Below are 20,096 nucleotides of genomic sequence, written 5' to 3' on the forward strand. Positions count from 1 at the left end.
TTTTGCTTTTTGTGAGAAATTTATGCTTGGATTATTTTTGACAAAGTAGCTTGAAAGTTACGTTACGTCATCTTTTATACTATAGAAAATAGGGTATAGGGGATGATATAAATGACTTTGAGGGATATGTGGGGATGGAAAGAAATTTTATATTTATTTATGTTTGTATTTGTTATTGTTCCAGTAACTGTTGAATCTCTTTTTTATAAATATATTTTAGAAATAATAGGTAACTCACTATATGCTGGAGTATTAATGGGCTTTATAATGGCAGTGATATTTACTACTGTAGTTTATCTTTTTTGTATCAAAAGATATAAACTCTCGTGGAAAGATATTGGAATTCGGAAGCTTTCATGGAAAGATCTTTTATGGACAGTTGGAGCGGTTATTTTCTTAATTGTAGCTAGTATTGCTGTATTAGTGATAATGGAGAAAATGGGTATTTCCTTTGAAAATAGTAAGACGGAGACGGTCCAAAATGATAAATCAATCTATTCATTCTGTATCGTGGTAATTGGAGCAGCAATTATATCACCAATCTATGAAGAGATTTTATATCGAGGTGTTTTTTATACATTTTTTCGTGATAGATATGGCATGTGGGGCGGTATGTTTATTAGTTCCATAATATTTACCGTTGTCCATATCCCTACATATAACACATTACTGGTGAATTTTTTGAGTGGGGTAGTATTTGCATGGTTATATGAGAAAACAAATTCTATTTTATCAGCTATGATTGCCCACGCATTATTCAATTTCATAGCAGTACTTCTAACATTTGTGTCGAATTAAGAAGATATATAGGAGGGATATATATGGAAATAGCTGTAGAACGTGTTTTTACGAAAGAGATTTTAAAAAGAGCAGCGAATTTGTTTCATGTAACAGTAGAAGAAAAGCCACTTGGAGATTTTGAGAATTATATTTTTAAGGCGAAGGGTGATAATGATGAAGATTATGTATTACGTTTAACACATTCTTCTCATCGTTCTAAACAAGAGGTAGAGGCTGAACTAGATTTTTTACGATATGTTGCGGAGAATGGGGCAAAGGTAGCAGGACCTCTTTATTCAACGTCTCGAAATCTCGTAGAAGAAATCGTAGCAGAGGATGGGACTTTCTTTTTCGCTTCTTTATTTATATATGCAAAAGGTGAGCAAGTAAAAGGAGCAGAATCGCCTTATTGGGGAGATGCTTATTTTGAAGCGTGGGGAAAAGCGATTGGGCAACTGCATCGCCTTACAATGGATTATCCTAAAACAGACTACCGTGATACGTGGGAAGAAGACGAAAGTGGAATTGTTAATGAATTAGAAGATGGTCAAGTGAAAGAGATTGCAGCAGTATTAATGGATGAAATTAAGGCTCTTCCAGTTGAAAGAGAAACGTTCGGTCTTATGCACGGTGATATTCATCAAGGTAATTTTCATTATGATGGTAAAGAGCTAACAATCTTTGATTTTGATGATGCTGCTTATAATTACTTTATACATGATTTAGCGATGGTTTTATACTACTCTGTTCTATTTACACCGTGGACAGCAGAAGAGAAGACAGATTTTGCTCGTAAACAGTTACAAGTGTTACGAAAAGGATATGAGTATGAGCACAGGCTGGCGGATAGTTGGTATGAATCGTTACCACTATTTTTACGTTTACGTGATATAGGTTTATATGGAACGCTTCAAAAGAAGTTTAAAGGGAAAGATATGCCTGATAACTTCTTGAAATTATCAGAAGAGCTATACGAAAGAATTATTAAAAGAGAAGCAATTGTGAATATATAATACATTTAGTTCAAAACAAAGTATATAAAACAAATATATACTTTGTTTTTTTATACAAAAATATGTTTACTTTATTAAAATAATATTGTCCTAGATTCGGTATACACTTATAATTTTATATATATTCTGAATATTCTTTATAAAAAAGGAGGGGGAATGTTGGAAGCTTTCGTAAATTGGTTAAATAATATTGTTTGGAGTCCAGCACTTGTTTATTTATGTTTAGGAGTAGGTTTATATTTTTCTATTCGAACGAAGTTTTTACAAGTAAGACATGTAGGAGAAATGGTGAAGCTGACATTTCAAGGGGAAAAATCAGAAGCTGGTGTTTCTTCATTCCAAGCGTTAGCACTTTCGTTATCAGGACGTGTTGGAACAGGGAATATCGCTGGGGTAGCAACAGCGGTTGCATTCGGTGGACCAGGAGCTGTATTTTGGATGTGGGCAGTAGCCTTTTTAGGGGCAGGATCAGCTTATGTAGAATCAACACTCGCGCAAATATATAAGACGAAACATCAAGGGCAGTTTCGTGGTGGACCTGCTTATTACATCGAAAAAGGTCTAGGTGTGAAATGGTATGCTTTAGTATTCGTTGCAGCGACAATTCTTGCAACTGGGCTTTTATTACCGGGTGTACAAGCAAATAGTATTGCTGTAAGTTTAGAAACGGCTTTTGGTATTAATACTACCGTATCAGGGGCTATATTAGTTGTCGTATTAGCTCTTATCATTTTCGGTGGAGTAAAGCGAATTGTTAACGTAGCGCAAGTTGTCGTACCGTTTATGGCAATAGGCTATATTTTAGTAGCTTGCGTCATTGTTGCTATGAATATTGAAAAATTGCCAGAAGCATTTATGTTAATTATAAGAAGTGCATTTGCATTAGAAGCTGCTTTCGGTGGTATTATCGGTTTAGCAATCTCTTGGGGGGTAAAACGTGGTATTTATTCCAATGAAGCAGGACAAGGGACTGGACCACACGCAGCAGCTGCAGCCGAAGTATCACATCCAGCTAAGCAAGGGTTAGTACAAGCATTTTCCGTTTACATTGATACATTATTTGTTTGTTCAGCAACAGCATTTATGATGATTATTACAGGCATGTATAACGTATTTGATGCAAGCGGAAAAAACTTTATCGTTAATAAACTAAACGGCGCTCAGCCAGGACCAGGATATACACAGGCGGCGGTAGAATCTGTTTTCCCTGGATTTGGAAACGGTTTCGTTGCAATCTCGTTACTATTCTTCGCGTTTACAACAATTATGGCGTATTACTACATTGCAGAAACGAATATCGCGTACTTAAATCGTGATAAAGACCGTCCTTGGATGTCTATGGTATTAAAATTTGTATTTTTAGGAGCTGTATTCTACGGTTGTATAAAAACAGCAGCAACGGCTTGGGCTTTAGGTGATATCGGTGTAGGGATTATGGCATGGGTAAATATCATTGCGATTTTATTGTTACAAAAACCTGCATTAGTTGCATTAAAGGATTATGAAAAGCAGAAGAAAGAAGGAAAAGATCCAGTATTTGATCCAGGGCCATTAGGAATTAAAAATGCTGATTTTTGGGAGCATGAATACGGGAAAGATAAGAAAGAAGAAGTATCTTAATCGAATAAAAATGAAGAAGCAAAGGGGAAACCCTTTGCTTTTTTTATGGACAAATTGAAGCTAAAAGTTATTTTTGGGACTATTTTTGAATATAAAAAGAATGTACATGCATTGTTAGGGGAAGGGGGAGTATGTTGATAGAATTTCGTAATGTAAATAAATATTATGGTAACTTTCAAGTTTTGAAAAATATTAATGTGCAAGTGAAAAAAGGCGAAGTGGTAGTAGTTGTCGGGCCTTCAGGATCAGGAAAAAGTACATTGCTTCGATGTATAAATCAATTAGAGGCAATTACAGATGGAGAATTAATTGTACAAAATACAGAGGTACACAATAAAAAAACGGACATGAATGAATTGCGGCGAAATATTGGGATGGTCTTTCAACATTTTTATTTATATCCACATAAAACGGTTCTTCAAAATATTACATTAGCACCGATTAAAGTAAATAAAGTTTCCAAAGAAGAAGCAGAGAAAACAGCAATGTTTTATTTAGAGAAAGTAGGAATCCCTGAGAAGGCTAACGTATATCCACATCAATTATCCGGAGGACAACAGCAACGGGTGGCAATTGCTAGAGGACTTGCAATGCAGCCGGAAATTATGCTATTCGATGAGCCTACGTCTGCTCTTGATCCAGAGATGATTGGAGAGGTACTTGATGTTATGAAAGCACTGGCTAAAGAAGGGATGACAATGGTCGTTGTCACGCATGAAATGGGATTTGCTAGAGAGGTAGCAGATAGGATCTTATTTATGGATGATGGCCAAATTATTGAAGATACAACACCGGCGAACTTTTTTGCAAACCCTGAACAAGAAAGAGCCCGTTTATTTTTAAGTCGGGTGCTAAATCATTAGAGGAGGAATTTCATGCTTAAAATGAAAAAGTTATTTACTTTAATCGTATTTTCATGTTTATTCGTGCTTGTTGTTGCTGGATGCGGAAGTAAGAAAGATGAGGCAAAGGAAACAAATACGAAGCAAGGCGGGGCTGTTGAGCAAATTAAGAAACGAGGGAAATTAGTAGTTGGGGTGAAGAATGATACGAATTTATTTGGATTAAAAAATCCTTCAACAGGGCAGGTAGAAGGATTCGATGTTGATGTCGCCAAGGCACTGGCGAAAAAGATTCTTGGAGATGAAAAGAAGCTAGAGCTGAAAGAAGTAACGTCTAAAACACGCATTCCAATGCTGAAAAATGGTGATATTGATGCAATTATTGCAACAATGACAATTACGGAAGAACGCAAAAAAGAAGTGGATTTTTCAGATGTATATTTTAAAGCAGGACAATCGTTACTTGTGAAAAAAGGAAGCAATATTAAGAGCGTCGATGATATAAAACAAGGCGTTAAAGTATTAGCTGTAAAAGGATCAACATCTACAAATAACATTCGTCAAAAGTCACCAGAAGCGACTGTATTAGAGTTTGAAAATTATAGTGAGGCATTTACAGCGTTAAAGGCAGGTAAAGGTGATGTGTTAACGACAGATAATGCGATCCTTTACGGAATGGCAAAACAAGATTCTAATTATGAAGTAGTAGGAAAAATTTTCACAGATGAACCGTATGGAATTGCAGTGCAAAAAGGGGCAGATGATTTAACGAAAGAGATTAATACTTTAATTAAAGACATGAAAGCAAGCGGGGAGTATGACAAATTATATGAGAAGTGGATTGGACAAAAACCAGAAAAGTAGATAGTAAAAGTGAGAGGATGAGAGTACTCATCCTCTTCTTGTAAAGAAAGAGGGGAGAATATGTGCCTGATTTTTCTATATTAACGAATAACATTGATATGTATTTAGAAGGGTTTAAATATACAGTTATGTCTAGTGTAATTGCATTGATAGGTAGTTTTATTTTAGGAGTAATTTTGGCAGTAATGCGTATTGCACCTATTCGCATTTTAAATTGGATAGGATCAGCTTTTGTGGAGTTTGTAAGAAATATTCCACTTGTATTAATTGCATTTATATTCTATTTTGCTTTACCTGTAATAGGAATTACTTTAAATGGTTTTGTAGCAGGAACAGTTACGCTTACGGTATATACGGCAGCTTTTATTGCAGAAGTAATTCGCGCTGGTATTTTATCAGTTGCGAAAGGGCAGATGGAAGCTGCTCGCTCTTCAGGGCTAACGTATGTGCAGGCGATGTATTATGTTGTCTTACCCCAAGCAGTGAAAATTGTAATTCCCCCTTTAGGAAACCAGTTTCTCAATTTAGTTAAAAACTCTTCAATACTTGGAATTATTGCTGGTGCTGATTTAATGTATCAAGGAGATTTAATTTCAACGAAGACGTTTGTTACGTTTGATGTTTATATATTTGTCGGGATGTTTTATTTAATATTAACAATTCCGCTCAGTATGCTAGTGCGTTATTTAGAAAAACGCTTAGCAAAGGAGGCGGTGTAAATGGATTTCAAGGGAGCAATTACAGGAGATCATATTCTATTTTTATTAAAAGGATTACTTATAACATTAGAGGTAGCGCTCATAGCAATTGTACTTAGTTTTATTATTGGAAGTGTAATCGGTATATTGCGCTACACGAAAATACCTGTCGTCTCACAAGTATTAGGAGTTATAGTTGAAGTGATTCGAAACTTACCACTACTGTTAATTATATTTTTCACGTATTTTGCACTTCCAGAAGCAGGCTTGAAATTAGAAATTATAACAGCTGCAATTGTTGCTTTAACAATATTTGAGGCAGCAATGATATCTGAAATTGTTAGAAGTGGTCTATTATCTATTGAAAAAGGGCAGGTTGAAGCTGCAAGATCTTCGGGATTAACGTATGTTCAAGCGCTTTGGCATATTATTTTGCCACAAGCATTAAGGAGAATGGTTCCGCCGCTTGTCAGTCAATTTATTTCATTGCTGAAGGATACGTCGCTAGCGGTTGTTATATCACTCCCTGAGCTTATGCATAATGCTCAAATTATTAGCGGGCAAAATGTGAATTATATGATTCCGACGTTTATAGTAGTAGCTTGTATGTACTTTATCGTAAATTATAGTTTATCAATTTTATCGAGAAGATTAGAACTCCGTTGACTCTTACAATATATGTAAGGGTTTTTCCTTGTTTCTCCTTATTTTCCTCTAAATAGAATCTAAATCTTGCAATAATTCGATTTTTATATTGTTTTATCAGAAAAGTTTTAATTTTATATAGAAAATGTAATCGCTTTCGTGTATATTTTTATTATCAGAAAATTTTAACAGGATATAGGGGTATGGTAGGGGGAGGATTTAGATGCAGCAACCAACGAATGAGAAATTACATCGTACGATGAAGAGTAGACATTTATTTATGATCGCACTTGGTGGTGTAATCGGAACTGGTTTCTTCTTAGGTTCAGGTTACACCATTAATCAGGCTGGACCAGGGGGAGCCATCCTTTCATATTTAGTAGGCGGATTTATTATGTATTTAACAATGCTTTGTCTTGGAGAGTTAACGGTAGCGATGCCGGTTTCAGGATCTTTCCAAAAGTATGCGACGAAGTTTATTGGACCAGGAACGGGCTTTATGATTGGCTGGTTATACTGGCTCGGCTGGGCAGTAACAGTGGGTCTAGAATTAACGTCAATCGGTTTAATGATGAAAAGATGGTTTCCAAATGTTGATGTTTGGGTATGGTGCCTTGTATTCGGCGTTATTTTATATGCTTCAAACGCAATTTCGGCGAAAAGTTATGCTGAATTAGAATTTTGGTTCTCTAGTATTAAAGTAATTACAATTCTTGCATTTGTTGTGCTTGGTGGTAGTGCATTATTAGGATTTATATCATATGACGGAAAAGAAGCAGCACCTCTTTTCTCTAACTTTGTAAGCGATGGTGGACTTTTCCCGAATGGACTAGCTGCCGTATTACTTACAATGATTACAGTTAACTTCTCGTTCCAAGGAACAGAGTTAATCGGAATTGCAGCGGGAGAAAGTGAAAATCCAGAAAAAACAATTCCACGTGCGATTCGTAATACAGTATGGCGCATTATGTTATTCTTCATTTTAACAATGACGATTTTAGTAGGATTAATTTCTTGGAAAGAAGCAGGCGTAATTGAAAGTCCATTCGTAGTCGTATTTGATAAAATTGGTATTCCATACGCAGCTGATATTATGAACTTCGTTATTATTACTGCGTTATTATCTGTAGCGAACTCTGGATTATATGCAGCGACGCGTATACTATGGTCACTTGCAAATGAGGGAATGGCACCAACTTCCTTCCAGAAAGTAAATAAGCGTGGTATTCCAATTACAGCGCTAGTCGTAACGATTGCGGTAGCTGGATTATCTCTATTCACAAGTTTCCTTGCAGAAGATACAGTATACATGTATTTATTATCGATAGCTGGTTTATCGGCTGTTTCAAGTTGGATCATTATTGCTCTATCGCAACTTCGCTTTAGAAGTCAGTATATAAAAGGCGGAGGAAAGTTAGAGGACTTAAAGTATAGAACACCACTATACCCAATTGTCCCGATTTTAGCCTTAATTACAAATAGCATCGTTGTTATTAGTTTAGCGTTTATTCCTGAACAAAGAATGGCGTTATACTGTGGTATTCCATTTATCATTTTCTGCTATATATATTATTATATTAGTAAGAAACGGCAGAAACCGATGAAAGTGGAGATGGAAAAAACAAATGAAACTAACAATCAAACACGATGATATAGAAGCAGATTTATCGTATGGTCAATTAGTGATTGGAAAAGAAAACGGGTATTCACCGTTACAATTACTCATTTCTTCTATCGCAGGATGCAGTGCAATTGTCTTTCGAACAATTTTAGAAAAGAAACGTATTACATACGATACGTTTACAATTGAGACTGAAATTGGTAGAAGTGAAGCTGTATCAAAACCAGTTGAAAGTGTTCATTTGCACTATAAAATTAAAGCACACAATATTACAGAAGAGCAGTTGGACAAGGCGCTGCAGCTTGCAGTGAAAAATTGCACAATTGTTCAGTCTGTAAAGGATAGTATAAAAGTTACGGAAACGATTGAACTAATAAAATGAAACATAAAAACGTGAGAATATGGCTCTCACGTTTTTATGTTTTAGAGAGAGGAGAAAGTGTAATGGATTGTTTAGGTTGTAAATTAGCAAACGAAGAGGAAAAAATATATAAAATATATGAAGATGACTATGTAACATGCTTTCTAGATCATGAACCTTTCTATACAGGACATACTTTAATTGTGCCAAAACAACATGTTGTAGAAGTAGACGAATTAGATGATGTTGTAGCAAAATCCATTATGGATGCTTCTAAGCTGATTGCAAAAGCGATTAAGGTATTATATAAACCTGACGGAATTACGATTTGTCAAAATGGTGGAATCTTTAATGAACTTACGCACTATCATATGCATGTTGTACCGAGATATAAAGAGCGTTCATTTGCTGAGTTTTATACGGTAAAGCCGGGAGAAAAGAAGAATCATAATTTGGAAGAAATAAAGACGTTGTTAAAAGAAGAGATAGAGAAAATACTGCACACTAAAAAGGCGTAAGAGAATTTCTCTTACGCCTTTTTAGTCTTCATACATACTTAAAACTTCTTTCGCACGCATACGTAAACCATCTATCAATTCTTTCGGTTCTAAAACTTTTGCATCTTTTCCGAGTCTATAAAATAAAGGCGTAATAAAATTAATTTCACCTTTATCAATTGTTGAATTTATATATCCTGTCCCATCCTCGTTTACTATAACGAATTCCTCAAGATAAGGAACGCTTTTACATTGGCGTACGCCTTCTGTTGTCAGTAAAACATGTAACTGAGTAGGGATGTGTACTACGTTAGAGTTAGAGGCAAACCACTCTTCTAAATTCATGAATGTATCCTCATTTTCTTCCGTTGATAATATGGAAAGAATACGATCGATGCGATACAGTAATACTTTTTTTCTACCGAAGTCATAGGACGGTAAGTACCATAACCCGTCGTGAGCATATACACCAATCGGATGAACATGTTTTGTTTTTATCCCTGATTTAGATTCGTATTGAAAGTGTAAATTTTTATTTTCAATAGCCGCTGTTAACACTTCGTTTAAAAGTGGGGTCTCAATTGTTCTCTTCGGATTCCAAAAGGCGATATAAGAACGTATTTTATCAACTTTCACTTTCGCATCATGTTGTAGGGAGCTATACAGTTTATGTGTAACGGAATTGATTTCTGTGTTAAAAGGTAAGTCGCGATAGTAACTTAAAGATTGAAAAGCAAAAAAGATAGAGACTGCTTCTTCTTCCGTAAATAAAATAGGCGGAATTACTCTATTCGTTAATACTTTATAGCCGCCGTTACGACCTTGTTCTGCGTAAATGGGCAACCCCATATCACTTAAATCTAAAATGTATCTATGAACCGTACGAACGGAAATATTAAATTCATCAGCTATTTCTTGAGCTGTAAATGTTTTTTTCGCAGAAGCAAATATAAGAATATCTAATAAGCGTTTAGCTTTTGACAAATGTATCACCTTTTCTTTTTAACGTGACATAAATTGTCATGTTTTATTGTTAGTATATTGTTTACATCATATGTTATCAAGATGAGATACAAGGAGGAAAAGATATGTCACGTGAAATAGTTTTATTTATAGCGGCGAGTTTAGATGGATATATTGCGAAAGAAAATGATGATTTAGAGTGGTTAATGGAAACGGAAGGAGAGGGAGATAATGGTTATACAGAAATGTACGAAACGATTGATACAATAATTATGGGAAAGAAAACGTACGATTATGTAGTAGAGCATACGGAAACATTCCCGTACTTAGATAAAGCATGTTATGTTTTTTCTCGTTCAGAAAAAGGTTCAGACGGAAACGTGGAATTTGTAAATGAAGATGTAGTGGAGTTTACAAAAAGGTTAAAAGCACAAGAAGGGTCTAAAATATGGATGGTTGGTGGAGGAGAGCTACTGAGAGAATTCTTTAAGAATAATCTAATTGATGAATATGTTGTTACGATTACACCGCATATATTAGGTTCTGGAGTTCCGTTATTTCAAGACAAGAACCCAGAAATTAATTTAACTTTGACGGATACGAAACGTTTTGGGCAATTTGTAAATTTATATTATAAAGTAAAATGATAAAGTGAAACTTTAATCAGTGGGGGTTTTGTTCATCTCCCACTGATTATTAGTTGAACCAATCGGGCTTTTACGGGCAGTTGATCCCCCACCTAACTTCTTTGCTTCCGCTGAATTTTGATGTAGGGGTCTTACTGCCCGTTAATGCGGGATAAAGAAACACGACTACTGATGGTAGTCGTGTTTCTTTATAGATGGCAATGAAATGATAAAGCAAGACCCGTAATCGACTTCGCTCGTTACAGTAATATTTCCGTCGTGTAGTTCTACAATTTCTTTTACGATAGATAGCCCTAAACCAGTTCCGCCTGTAGATCGTGTTCTTGCTTTATCGACACGGTAAAAGCGGTCAAAAATGTGAGGGAGGTCTTCAGGTGGAATACCTTCGCCTTCATCTTCAATTGTAATGGAGATACGTTTATGTTCTTCTGTAATAGAAATGTTTATATGAGAATGTTCTTTTGAATGTCTATAAGCGTTATTTAAAATGTTTACTATAACTTGTTCAAATCGCTGTTCATCTAAGTTTACTAGCAGTGTAGGAGGACAAGAGAAAGAAACTTTAATATATCTTTCTTTATACATGGCGTTTACTTTTTCAGCTATGCGAGTAAAGAAGGTGTGTAAATGCACTTCCTTTACTTGAATAGAAAAGTTATGTTGTTCCATTTGTGCAAGTGAAAATAAATCTTGAACTAAGTTCGTAATGTAATCAGACTCGTCTTTTATAATTGATAAATATCGCAAACGTTGTTCAGGAGGGGTACTTTCTTTTAAAGCAATGTCAGCATAACCTCTTACGTATGTTAATGGTGTTCGTAATTCGTGAGCAACACTTGCTAGAAATTCACTTCGCTCTGTTTTCATATAATGCAAATCATTTGCGAGCGTTTGAATAGATGATGCCAGTTCACCAATTTCATCATTACGAGTAGTCGTTAACGAAACGGACAAATCGCCTTTACTCATTTTTTCAGTTGCATGTTTCATGTGTAACAATGGTTTTGTTAATAAACGTGATAATAGGAAAATTGTGATGACTGTGAGTAGAAATGTGATGGCACCAGCAATAATGAATTGTTTTGTTAATCCATTAACTAACTTTTCAATTGATTCTGTTCCAAGAAACATGTACACATAGCCTTCATGTTTTCCATCTACTACAATGGGGCTAACTGTACATATATAATTAGATGTTTTCCAATGATTTTCTATAATCGCTCCATTATGGTCTGTTCGAGTTTGCATTTTACTAATATGATCGTTTATAGTCGTGTTTATTTCGTTAGATTTAGCTAGTATTTCTTTATTTGCATTTGTAATAACGACAGTTGTTTCAGCTTCAGATTCCATTAATGCTACGTGAGAGATGGTTTGCTCATCGTAATATTTTTCAAGTACATCTCGATGACTATTTCCTCGCTTTAATAAAGCTGTCATTTCTTCATTTACTCTAGTGTTTACAAGACTATAATAGAGCAAAATAAAGAGAACACTTTCAATTAAAAGTGTAACAATTAAAAAATAAAATCCGAATTGAATTGAAATTCGTTTCATCGTTTTGCCCCTTACTGTTCAGTATCAATCCATCGATAACCTATTCCATACACGGTTTTTAAATGATGATCAATAGGGAAATTTGCTTTTCGCAATTTATCACGTAAATTACGAATATGTGAATCGACTGTGCGATCTTCTGTATTTGTGTTTAACCCCCAAATTCGTTCGATGAGCTGATCACGGTTTAATACGTAGTTCACATGGCGTAAAAATAATCCGAGTAAAGAAAATTCAATTGGTGTGAGAAGGAGTTCTTCATTATGGACAGAAACGAAGTGTTTTGTTTCATCCCATACAATACCGTGATATTGGATTTGTTTATGTTCATTTGTACGTCTTAAAACGGCTTCAATTCTTGCGAAAAGTTCTTCTTCATGGAAAGGTTTCGTTACGTAATCATCGGCTCCAATTTTTAATCCTTGAACGACATCTACTGTTTGATCACGAGCTGTAACCATAATAATAGGAATGTTACTAAAAGATCGGATTTTTTTGCACGTTTCCCATCCGTCCATCTTTGGCATCATAATATCGAGTAAAACAAATTTAAAGTTTCGATTTTCTATATGTAAAATAGCTTCTTCTCCTGAAGTCGCACTTACGCAGTTATATCCAATTGGTGTAAGATAAAGCGTTAATAATTCAAGCATTCTCGGTTCATCGTCTACGAGCAGTATATCAATCATAGAGAGCCCTCCATATTTATAATCGTTACTTAAAGTGTAATGCAAAATCATGAAGAAATGGTGCAGATTATGATGTGTCTGCATAATTTCTTCAGAATTGCTTGTTATTGTGGAGTTGAAATTACATTTTAGGTAATCATATTGGCTCAAAAATGATTAATACGGAGGCGGTATAGTGAAAAAAATGACCCGAATTTTTGGGATAACAATAATTACAGTAGTTGGTCTTGCTGCATGCGGACAAACGAATACAGACCATAAAAACCATGAATCTACAAAAGAGAAGAAAACAGAGCAAAAGGAAATGAAAATGAATCAGGAGGTAACGGCGCCAAAAGAAATGAACCAAGGTGCATCTAATGATTTATTAACGACAAGTTTAAAAAATGTAACGAGATTAAACACAAACGACCCTTTGCAAATGGCAGTATTAACTTCACAAACGATATGGCCAGCAACTCATAAGGAGAACCAGCCAGGTGCTGTTATTTTAGTACCAGCAAGCGAGTGGCAATTAGGTATTGCGAGTGCAGACCTTATTCATCATCCGAATAACGGGCCGATTTTATTTATAGAAAAAGAAAAGATACCGGAAATGACGTTAAAAGAAATAAAACGATTAAATCCAATCGGAACGAAAGATGGAACACAAATTATGGTGATGGGGGATGTAGGTACTAGCGCGCTTGAGCAATTAAAAGGTTATAAAGTAAAACAAATAAAAGAAACAGATCCAGCTATATTTGCGAAGGATGTTGATAAGGAGTATGCCGATATAACAGGAAGCTACCCAAATAGTGTTATTATTGGTTCGTCTGAAGAAGAAGGACGTTTATATACAACACCAGCTGTAAACTGGATTTCTCATATGCCAGAACCGCTTTTATATACAGAAAAAGATAAGGTGCCAGAAGCGACAATAGAGGCATTAAAAATGAGAAAAGATAAAGCAAATATATATGTATTAGGGCCAGAAAAAATTGTTTCAAAAGAAGTAGAAAAAGAGCTAAGCAAATACGGGAAAGTAACGCGTATTAGTGGAGAGACCCCTACAGAAAACTCGATTGCGTTCGCTAAGTTTAAAGATGAAAAAACAAAATTTGGCTGGGGATTCACAAAACCTGGTCACGGTTTATCATTTGTTTCAAGCAAAACACCAGATTTAGCAGTTGCTGGGGCACCTTTTTCACATATGGGTAAACACGCACCTGCTGTATTATTAGAAGAAGGTAAAGCTTCACAACCAGTGTATGACTTCCTTGCAAGCATTCAGCCGAAGTTTAAAGATGATCCAACACTTGGACCATATAATCACGGTTTCTTATTAGGAAGTACGAGTGATATTTCATTTGAAACACAAGGAATACTAGATGAGAGGTTAGAAATTGTTCAGGAAAGTGGTCAAGGACACGGTGGACATTAATGAAATGAGAAAAGATGCTACTGATATAGCGTCTTTTTTTATTTTCCTCGACAAAATATGACAAAAAAGTTGTAACTGTTTCTGTTATGATAGTTTCGAAAATCTTACATTTTACATAATCGGAGGAAAAAGAATGTATAAAAAATTGGGTACTATTGCTTTAACAGGTGCACTTGCTTTTAGTTTATCTGCTTGTGGTGAAACTGAAGTTAAAGAAGTGAGTAAAAACGATGCTCCTAAACAGGCTGAAAAGAAAGATAAAAAGGAAAAAGCTGAAAGCAAGATTTATAAAATTGGAGATACTGTAGAAGTTAATGGTCTACAACTTACTTTCAGTTCAGCTAAATTCGTTGAGCCTAACGAATACGTAAAAGCTGAAAAAGGGAAAGTACTAGAAATCGCTTTTAACGCTAAAAATAATGGCAAAAAAGATATATATTTTGGAACTTCTGAATTAAAAATTGCTGATACTAACGGCAACCAATTCAAAGAGTACTTTGGTGGGGAAAATACGTTTATAAATGAAAATATTGCGCCAGGTAACCAAATTACAAACAAAATGTTATTTGATGTACCAGAAGGCGATAAGTTTGTTGGTACATTTAAACCTACATTTACATTTGACGAGAAATCAGTGAAATTTGAATTTGAAGTTGCTAAATAAGGAGAGATTGAAATGAAAAGAACAGCTGAATTTGTATTAGGTCTTATTGGAGGTATTTTTGGTATTATTTGTGCATTTGTTGCTTTATTGATCGGCGGTATGGGAGCTGCTTTTGAAGCTGATGGAGCAAATACTGTTATTGGTTTAGGTTGGGGAGCTGTGGCTCTATCAATCTTAGGAATTGTTGGATCTGTTATGGTAAGAAGTAAAGCGAAGGTTGGCGGTATTATGATGACTGTGGCTGCTATCGGTGGATTTATTTGTATTTCTATAATTTACTTATTACCAGGCGTATTACTATTAATCGGTGGGTTAATGGGTATATTCCGTAAGGATAAAGCAACTGTATCTGCATAAAATGAGCACTCGAAAGAGTGCTCTTACTATTTTCATTAAATTAGTATAAACTCCTCTAACCCTAAACTATCCAAACTAAACCTCATATATGAAGTGGAAATATCTATAGAACTTTAAATGAACTAAATTACATGTGCATTTTTCATCCATCCAAACAAAGTTTTCTTCATTTGACATACTGTAGAATCCGAAATCATTGTACGTTAAATCAACAATAGGTGATAGTATATTTAAAGTTTCCTAAAAAAGAAGCTACGAAGGTAATATCATTTTTAGGAAACTTTTACATAGCAAAAAATCTTCTACTCGTTATATAATAGCTTTCGTGCAGTCGGCTAGATTTTCTTATGGAGAAAATCAAATTATAAAGGAGTAGAGGAGTGATATTTTGTTTCAAACGATAAAAAATGACTGGTTTTCTAATGTGAAAGGGGACGTGTTATCAGGAATTGTCGTTGCTTTAGCGTTAATCCCTGAAGCGATAGCCTTCTCTGTTATTGCAGGCGTGGATCCGACAGTTGGACTATACGCAGCCTTTTGTATTGCAGTTACCATTTCATTTGTTGGCGGAAGAACTGGAATGATTTCAGCTGCAACAGGTGCAATGGCATTATTAATGGTAACGCTTGTTAAAGATCATGGTTTGCAATATTTATTTGCTACAACAATATTAACAGGTATTGTCCAGATTATTTTTGGCGTGTTCAAACTGAGCTCATTTATGAAGTTTGTTCCGAAATCTGTTATGAGTGGTTTTTTAAATTCACTTGGAATTTTAGTTTTTACAGCGCAATTGCCACATTTTAAAAATGCAACTTGGCAAATGTATGCACTCGTTGTATTAGGACTTGCAATTATATATTTATTTCCACGTATTACAACGGCTGTACCTTCTACGCTTATTTCAATTATTATTGTGACGAGTATTGCACTTATGAGCGGATTACAGTTGAAAACAGTAGGAGATATGGGAAGCCTGCCGAAAGAATTACCGTTCTTTAGTATTCCTGACGTGCCTTTTACACTTGAGACATTAGGGATTATTTTACCTTATGCAGTTATGCTTGCAATTATCGGTTTACTAGAATCATTATTAACAGCTTCAGTTTTAGATGATATGACGCATACGGAAAGTAATAAGCATAAAGAGGCACGTGGACAAGGGATCGCAAACATTGTTGCTGGTTTCTTCGGAGGAATGGCAGGTTGTGCAATGATCGGTCAATCTGTTATTAATATTAAATCAGGTGGACGAGGTCGCCTATCAACATTTGTAGCGGGCGGATTTTTAATCGTATTACTATTCGTTTTAGGAGATTATGTCGTTCATATTCCGATGGCAGCTTTAGTTGCAGTTATGATTATGGTTTCAATCGGAACGTTTGATTGGAACTCTGTAGCAACGATTCATAAAGTGCCAAAAGGGAACGCATTCGTCATGATCGTAACAGTCGTGGTCGTTCTTATCACTCATAATTTGGGATTAGGTGTAATTATCGGAACAGTAATTAGTGCGGTTTTATTTGCATTCAATATGGCAAAGATTCACGTGAAACATTTATATATTGAAAATAAGAAAATATACGAAATTCACGGTCAACTCTTCTTTGCATCTACAGCAGATTTTATAAATGCTTTTTCATTGGATGAAGATATAAAAGAAATCGAAATGAACTTTACTCATGCGCACGTATGGGATGATTCGGCAGTGGCATCAATTGATAAAGTTATTATGAAATATGAACAAAGTGGCGTGAAAGTAAGTATAACAGGATTAAATGAACGTAGCTCAAAACTTGTTGCAAATTTAGCTACTTATAATAAAAGAATTGCTAGTTAAAAGCCTCCTTTTTAGGGGGCTTTATTATATAATACGAGTAGGATAACGAAAAGGGGATTCAGCATATGTACAAACAAATTATATTAGCATGTGACGGTTCTGAACATGCACTTCGAGCAGCGGAACATGCAACATATATTGCAAAATGTAGCGAAGAAACAAATGTTGAAGTTGTGTACGTAGTAGATAATAGAACGGCAAAATCAGATATTATACAAGGTCAAACAGATTTAGAAACAATATCAGCTAGTCGAAAAGATAAATTAAAAGAGATTGAAGGTTTATTAAAGAAAGAGAACATTTCTTATACAATTACGATATTACATGGTGATCCTGGAGATACAATTGTTCAATATGTGAATACAGGAGATATAGATCTTGTCATTGCTGGAAGTAGAGGGCTCAATACACTGCAAGAAATGGTGCTGGGAAGTGTAAGTCATAAAATAGCAAAGCGTGTGAAATGTCCAGTGATGATTGTAAAATGAAATAGAATGTAACGAAGACCTTAGTATAACTGAGGTCTTTTTTTATGTATAAATGACTCTTATTTGTGGAAATACTAGATATATAAGTTGAAAAGATGTTAACTTACAAATTTGTAAGTTAGTTGTTAGAGAAATCGATGTTATGAAATTTTTCCCATTGGTAAAATAAAAGTATCAAAGGGGAGATAGGGAGGATGGAAGTAATGAAATCATTTCAAAATTTGTCATATAGCCAAGGTGTCAGTCTTATTTGTTTAGGGGGATTTGCTGCATCTGTTACGTTAGCCGTTTTAATAAAGGTGTTTCATCAAATCTTTTAATCTTATAGTAGGGAAGGAATGGGTTGTTATCATTAGTAGGAACAGCAATGAAAATAAAAAATAGCTCTTAGCATGTATGTAAATGCTAAGAGCTATTTTTATGCTTGTTATATATTATTTAAGCTTGTTTTGATTTTACTGACCCTGTATTTAAAGTAAGAGCAAGGAAGAACATTGCAAGTACGCAAGATGCAAGTAATAAGATGAATCCGCCATCCCATCCGAATGCATCTACGATAAAGCCCATAGCTGCACTAGCGAAAGCTGCTCCGCCTAAGTAACCGAAGAATCCAGTTAAGCCTGCTGCAGTTCCAGCAGCTTTCTTTGGTGCTAAATCTAGAGCGTGTAGACCAATTAACATAACCGGTCCGTAAATTAAAAATCCAATTGCGACAAGTGCGATACTATCAACCATTGGATTACCAGGAGGGTTTAACCAGTAAACAAGAACTGCGATAAATACACCAACCATAAATAGAATACCAGCAGGTGCACGACGTCCTTTAAATAGTTTATCACTCATCCATCCGCAAAGAAGTGTACCTGGAATACCAGCCCATTCATATAGAGCGTAAGCAGTACGTGAGCTACTATGAGTAAAGCTTTTTTCTTCTACTAAATAAGTAGGAGCCCAGTCTACAACGCCGTAACGTACGAAATATACGAAAACGTTCGCAATAGCGATGTACCATAAAAACTTATTGTTTAATACGTATTTAAATAAAATTTCCTTTACTGAAAGTTCGCGTTCGCGATCTTTTACTTTCTCATCTGGTGGATATTCCCCAGTATGTTCTTCAATAGAAGGTAGTCCACAAGATTGAGGTGTATCTTTCATCGTAATTAATACATAAATACCAACTAAAATTGAAAGAATACCTGGGAAGTAAAAAATACTTTTCCAGTCATCTGCGAAGAAGTATAAGCCTAATGTTACAAGGGAAGGCATAAGCGCTCCGCCAACATTATGAGCGACGTTCCAAATAGACATTTTTGTACCACGTTCGCTAATAGAGAACCAGTGAACCATCGTACGACCACAAGGAGGCCATCCCATACCTTGTACCCATCCATTTAAAAACTGAAGTACAAACATAAGTATAATGCTCGTTGTAATGAAAGAAAATGAGCCGAAAATAATATTAATGATACCTGATAAAAATAGCCCAGCTGCTAAAAAGTAGCGAGGATTACAACGATCGGATACGATACCCATAAGAAATTTACTTAATCCGTAAGCAATAGAAACTGCTGAAAGGATAACCCCAAGTTCCCCTTTACTAAAGCCTTGCTCGATTAAGTATGGCATTGCTAGTGAAAAGTTTTTTCGAACAAAGTAGTAGCCTGCATAACCGATGAAGATACCTAAGAATACTTGTAAACGTAATTTACGGTATTCGCTATCAACGCGATCAGCTGGTAAGCGTTCCGCGTGGGGCGCAGGTTTAAATAATTGTGTGAAAAACATAAAATGAAAATCCTCCCCTAATTAATTCGAAGCGTTTTAAGACAGAGAATATAAAAAGGCCATGAAATATAAAAAAGTTTCCTTTTTTATGATTCATAGCCGTGTACTCCGTTTCTCCGTGACTGTCAATATTAACTTCGTCGAAAATTATACAACTTTGTGACAAAAATGTAAACGTTTTTATGAATAAAAGTATTGACGGATTTTGTTCGCGGGATTAATATTTAAATACGTTAAATATTTTATTGTTTAAATAAGAGGTGGATAACATGCCAAATGATATGACGCATATCGATAAAATTCAAGCTCTTGCCTTTTCGATTGGAAAGAAAATGCAGACGGAGTTATTAGAACAAATGCAAGCAACAGGACTTACACCACCGCAGTTTTATATTTTAAAGATTTTAGATCATTATGGGGCTTCAAGAGCGACAACATTAGCAAAAAAGATGTATGTGAAGCCTAGCGCGATTACAGTGATGATTGATCGTCTAATCGATCAAGAACTTGTAGAACGCTATCACGACAAAGATGACCGTCGTGTTGTCATCATCGAGTTAACGAAAAAGGGGAAAGCTAGAGTAGAAGAGGCAATGACAGCTCGCAACGAGCATATTGCAAAATACTTTTCACATTTAGAGTTGCAAGAAAGAGAAGATTTATTACGTCTCTTTGAGAAGTTAGAAACCATTATTTGCGGGACACAAGAGAAAAAAGAGAATAACTAAGAGGAATTGAG

22 protein-coding genes are annotated in these 20,096 nt (G+C 35.3%); 18 read left to right on the top strand and 4 right to left on the bottom strand.

Features of this window, described 5'->3' with window-relative positions; genetic code table 11:
- The first annotated feature begins 111 nt into the window (after positions 1 to 111).
- From ACTFRM_RS26890 to ACTFRM_RS26935, 10 genes are all read left to right on the top strand, one after another.
- Positions 112 to 798: a CPBP family intramembrane glutamic endopeptidase gene (locus ACTFRM_RS26890; RefSeq protein WP_000175182.1), complete on the top strand. Its 687-nt coding sequence runs from the start codon at positions 112 to 114 to the stop codon at positions 796 to 798.
- Between the two features lie 23 nt (positions 799 to 821).
- Complete coding sequence (locus ACTFRM_RS26895; RefSeq protein WP_000401644.1) at positions 822 to 1,793, top strand: phosphotransferase enzyme family protein; 972 nt, start codon at positions 822 to 824, stop codon at positions 1,791 to 1,793.
- A 159-nt stretch (positions 1,794 to 1,952) separates the two neighbouring features.
- Positions 1,953 to 3,413: an alanine/glycine:cation symporter family protein gene (locus tag ACTFRM_RS26900; RefSeq protein ID WP_000387160.1), complete on the top strand. Its 1,461-nt coding sequence runs from the start codon at positions 1,953 to 1,955 to the stop codon at positions 3,411 to 3,413.
- 131 nt (positions 3,414 to 3,544) lie between these two features.
- On the top strand, positions 3,545 to 4,276 hold the full coding sequence (locus ACTFRM_RS26905; protein WP_006917993.1) for an amino acid ABC transporter ATP-binding protein: 732 nt from the start codon (positions 3,545 to 3,547) through the stop codon (positions 4,274 to 4,276).
- 12 nt (positions 4,277 to 4,288) lie between these two features.
- Complete coding sequence (gene glnH, locus ACTFRM_RS26910; RefSeq protein WP_000916491.1) at positions 4,289 to 5,119, top strand: glutamine ABC transporter substrate-binding protein GlnH; 831 nt, start codon at positions 4,289 to 4,291, stop codon at positions 5,117 to 5,119.
- 62 nt (positions 5,120 to 5,181) lie between these two features.
- Entirely contained in the window at positions 5,182 to 5,838 is a 657-nt protein-coding gene (locus ACTFRM_RS26915; RefSeq protein ID WP_001112667.1) for an amino acid ABC transporter permease, read from the top strand.
- A complete protein-coding gene (locus tag ACTFRM_RS26920; RefSeq protein ID WP_000345960.1) occupies positions 5,839 to 6,483 on the top strand; it encodes an amino acid ABC transporter permease in 645 nt (214 codons plus the stop codon).
- Positions 6,484 to 6,685: 202 nt separating this feature from the next.
- Positions 6,686 to 8,113 carry an amino acid permease gene (locus ACTFRM_RS26925; protein WP_001187097.1) on the top strand — a complete coding sequence of 476 codons (1,428 nt, stop codon included), beginning with the start codon at positions 6,686 to 6,688 and terminating at the stop codon, positions 8,111 to 8,113.
- Positions 8,088 to 8,465 carry an OsmC family protein gene (locus tag ACTFRM_RS26930; protein ID WP_000778846.1) on the top strand — a complete coding sequence of 126 codons (378 nt, stop codon included), beginning with the start codon at positions 8,088 to 8,090 and terminating at the stop codon, positions 8,463 to 8,465. Before ACTFRM_RS26925 ends, ACTFRM_RS26930 begins: the two co-directional genes overlap by 26 nt.
- Positions 8,462 to 8,962: an HIT family protein gene (locus ACTFRM_RS26935; protein ID WP_173600770.1), complete on the top strand. Its 501-nt coding sequence runs from the start codon at positions 8,462 to 8,464 to the stop codon at positions 8,960 to 8,962. Before ACTFRM_RS26930 ends, ACTFRM_RS26935 begins: the two co-directional genes overlap by 4 nt.
- Before the next feature lie 21 nt (positions 8,963 to 8,983).
- On the opposite strand, the gene ACTFRM_RS26940 is transcribed toward ACTFRM_RS26935, so the two are convergent.
- Positions 8,984 to 9,925, bottom strand: coding sequence for a helix-turn-helix transcriptional regulator (locus ACTFRM_RS26940; protein ID WP_065223128.1), 942 nt, complete (start codon positions 9,923 to 9,925; stop codon positions 8,984 to 8,986).
- A gap of 104 nt (positions 9,926 to 10,029) precedes the next feature.
- Between ACTFRM_RS26940 and ACTFRM_RS26945 the strand changes: the two genes are divergently transcribed.
- Entirely contained in the window at positions 10,030 to 10,551 is a 522-nt protein-coding gene (locus ACTFRM_RS26945; RefSeq protein ID WP_000085781.1) for a dihydrofolate reductase family protein, read from the top strand.
- Positions 10,552 to 10,716: 165 nt separating this feature from the next.
- Here ACTFRM_RS26945 and ACTFRM_RS26950 read toward each other — a convergent pair whose 3' ends face one another.
- Positions 10,717 to 12,108 carry a sensor histidine kinase gene (locus ACTFRM_RS26950; protein ID WP_173600768.1) on the bottom strand — a complete coding sequence of 464 codons (1,392 nt, stop codon included), beginning with the start codon at positions 12,106 to 12,108 and terminating at the stop codon, positions 10,717 to 10,719.
- A gap of 11 nt (positions 12,109 to 12,119) precedes the next feature.
- Positions 12,120 to 12,797, bottom strand: coding sequence for a response regulator transcription factor (locus ACTFRM_RS26955; protein WP_173600767.1), 678 nt, complete (start codon positions 12,795 to 12,797; stop codon positions 12,120 to 12,122).
- Positions 12,798 to 12,972: 175 nt separating this feature from the next.
- On the opposite strand from ACTFRM_RS26955, the gene ACTFRM_RS26960 reads away from it, so the two are divergent.
- From ACTFRM_RS26960 to ACTFRM_RS26985, 6 genes are all read left to right on the top strand, one after another.
- Positions 12,973 to 14,220 (top strand): cell wall-binding repeat-containing protein, encoded by a 1,248-nt coding sequence (locus tag ACTFRM_RS26960; protein WP_065382252.1) that lies wholly within the window; start codon positions 12,973 to 12,975, stop codon positions 14,218 to 14,220.
- Positions 14,221 to 14,353: 133 nt separating this feature from the next.
- A complete protein-coding gene (locus tag ACTFRM_RS26965) occupies positions 14,354 to 14,884 on the top strand; it encodes a DUF4352 domain-containing protein (RefSeq protein ID WP_000277062.1) in 531 nt (176 codons plus the stop codon).
- Between the two features lie 12 nt (positions 14,885 to 14,896).
- The gene (locus ACTFRM_RS26970) at positions 14,897 to 15,241 is read left to right on the top strand and encodes a DUF4064 domain-containing protein (protein WP_000831286.1); all 345 of its coding nucleotides are present in this window, start codon (positions 14,897 to 14,899) and stop codon (positions 15,239 to 15,241) included.
- A 388-nt stretch (positions 15,242 to 15,629) separates the two neighbouring features.
- Positions 15,630 to 17,081, top strand: a complete 1,452-nt coding sequence (locus ACTFRM_RS26975; protein WP_000487893.1) for a SulP family inorganic anion transporter — start codon at positions 15,630 to 15,632, stop codon at positions 17,079 to 17,081.
- 65 nt (positions 17,082 to 17,146) lie between these two features.
- Positions 17,147 to 17,569 carry a universal stress protein gene (locus ACTFRM_RS26980; RefSeq protein ID WP_000277999.1) on the top strand — a complete coding sequence of 141 codons (423 nt, stop codon included), beginning with the start codon at positions 17,147 to 17,149 and terminating at the stop codon, positions 17,567 to 17,569.
- Between the two features lie 203 nt (positions 17,570 to 17,772).
- On the top strand, positions 17,773 to 17,889 hold the full coding sequence (locus ACTFRM_RS26985) for a DUF4027 family protein (RefSeq protein ID WP_000834733.1): 117 nt from the start codon (positions 17,773 to 17,775) through the stop codon (positions 17,887 to 17,889).
- Between the two features lie 118 nt (positions 17,890 to 18,007).
- On the opposite strand, the gene glpT is transcribed toward ACTFRM_RS26985, so the two are convergent.
- Entirely contained in the window at positions 18,008 to 19,357 is a 1,350-nt protein-coding gene (gene glpT / locus ACTFRM_RS26990) for a glycerol-3-phosphate transporter (protein ID WP_000466385.1), read from the bottom strand.
- 269 nt (positions 19,358 to 19,626) lie between these two features.
- Here glpT and ACTFRM_RS26995 point away from each other — a divergent pair, with 269 nt between their 5' ends.
- Positions 19,627 to 20,085, top strand: a complete 459-nt coding sequence (locus tag ACTFRM_RS26995; protein WP_001132365.1) for a MarR family winged helix-turn-helix transcriptional regulator — start codon at positions 19,627 to 19,629, stop codon at positions 20,083 to 20,085.
- Positions 20,086 to 20,096: the final 11 nt, after the last annotated feature.

Origin of the sequence: Bacillus cereus group sp. MYBK227-1 (genome assembly GCF_051916325.1) — a bacterium.
GTDB lineage: Bacteria > Bacillota > Bacilli > Bacillales > Bacillaceae_G > Bacillus_A > Bacillus_A cereus.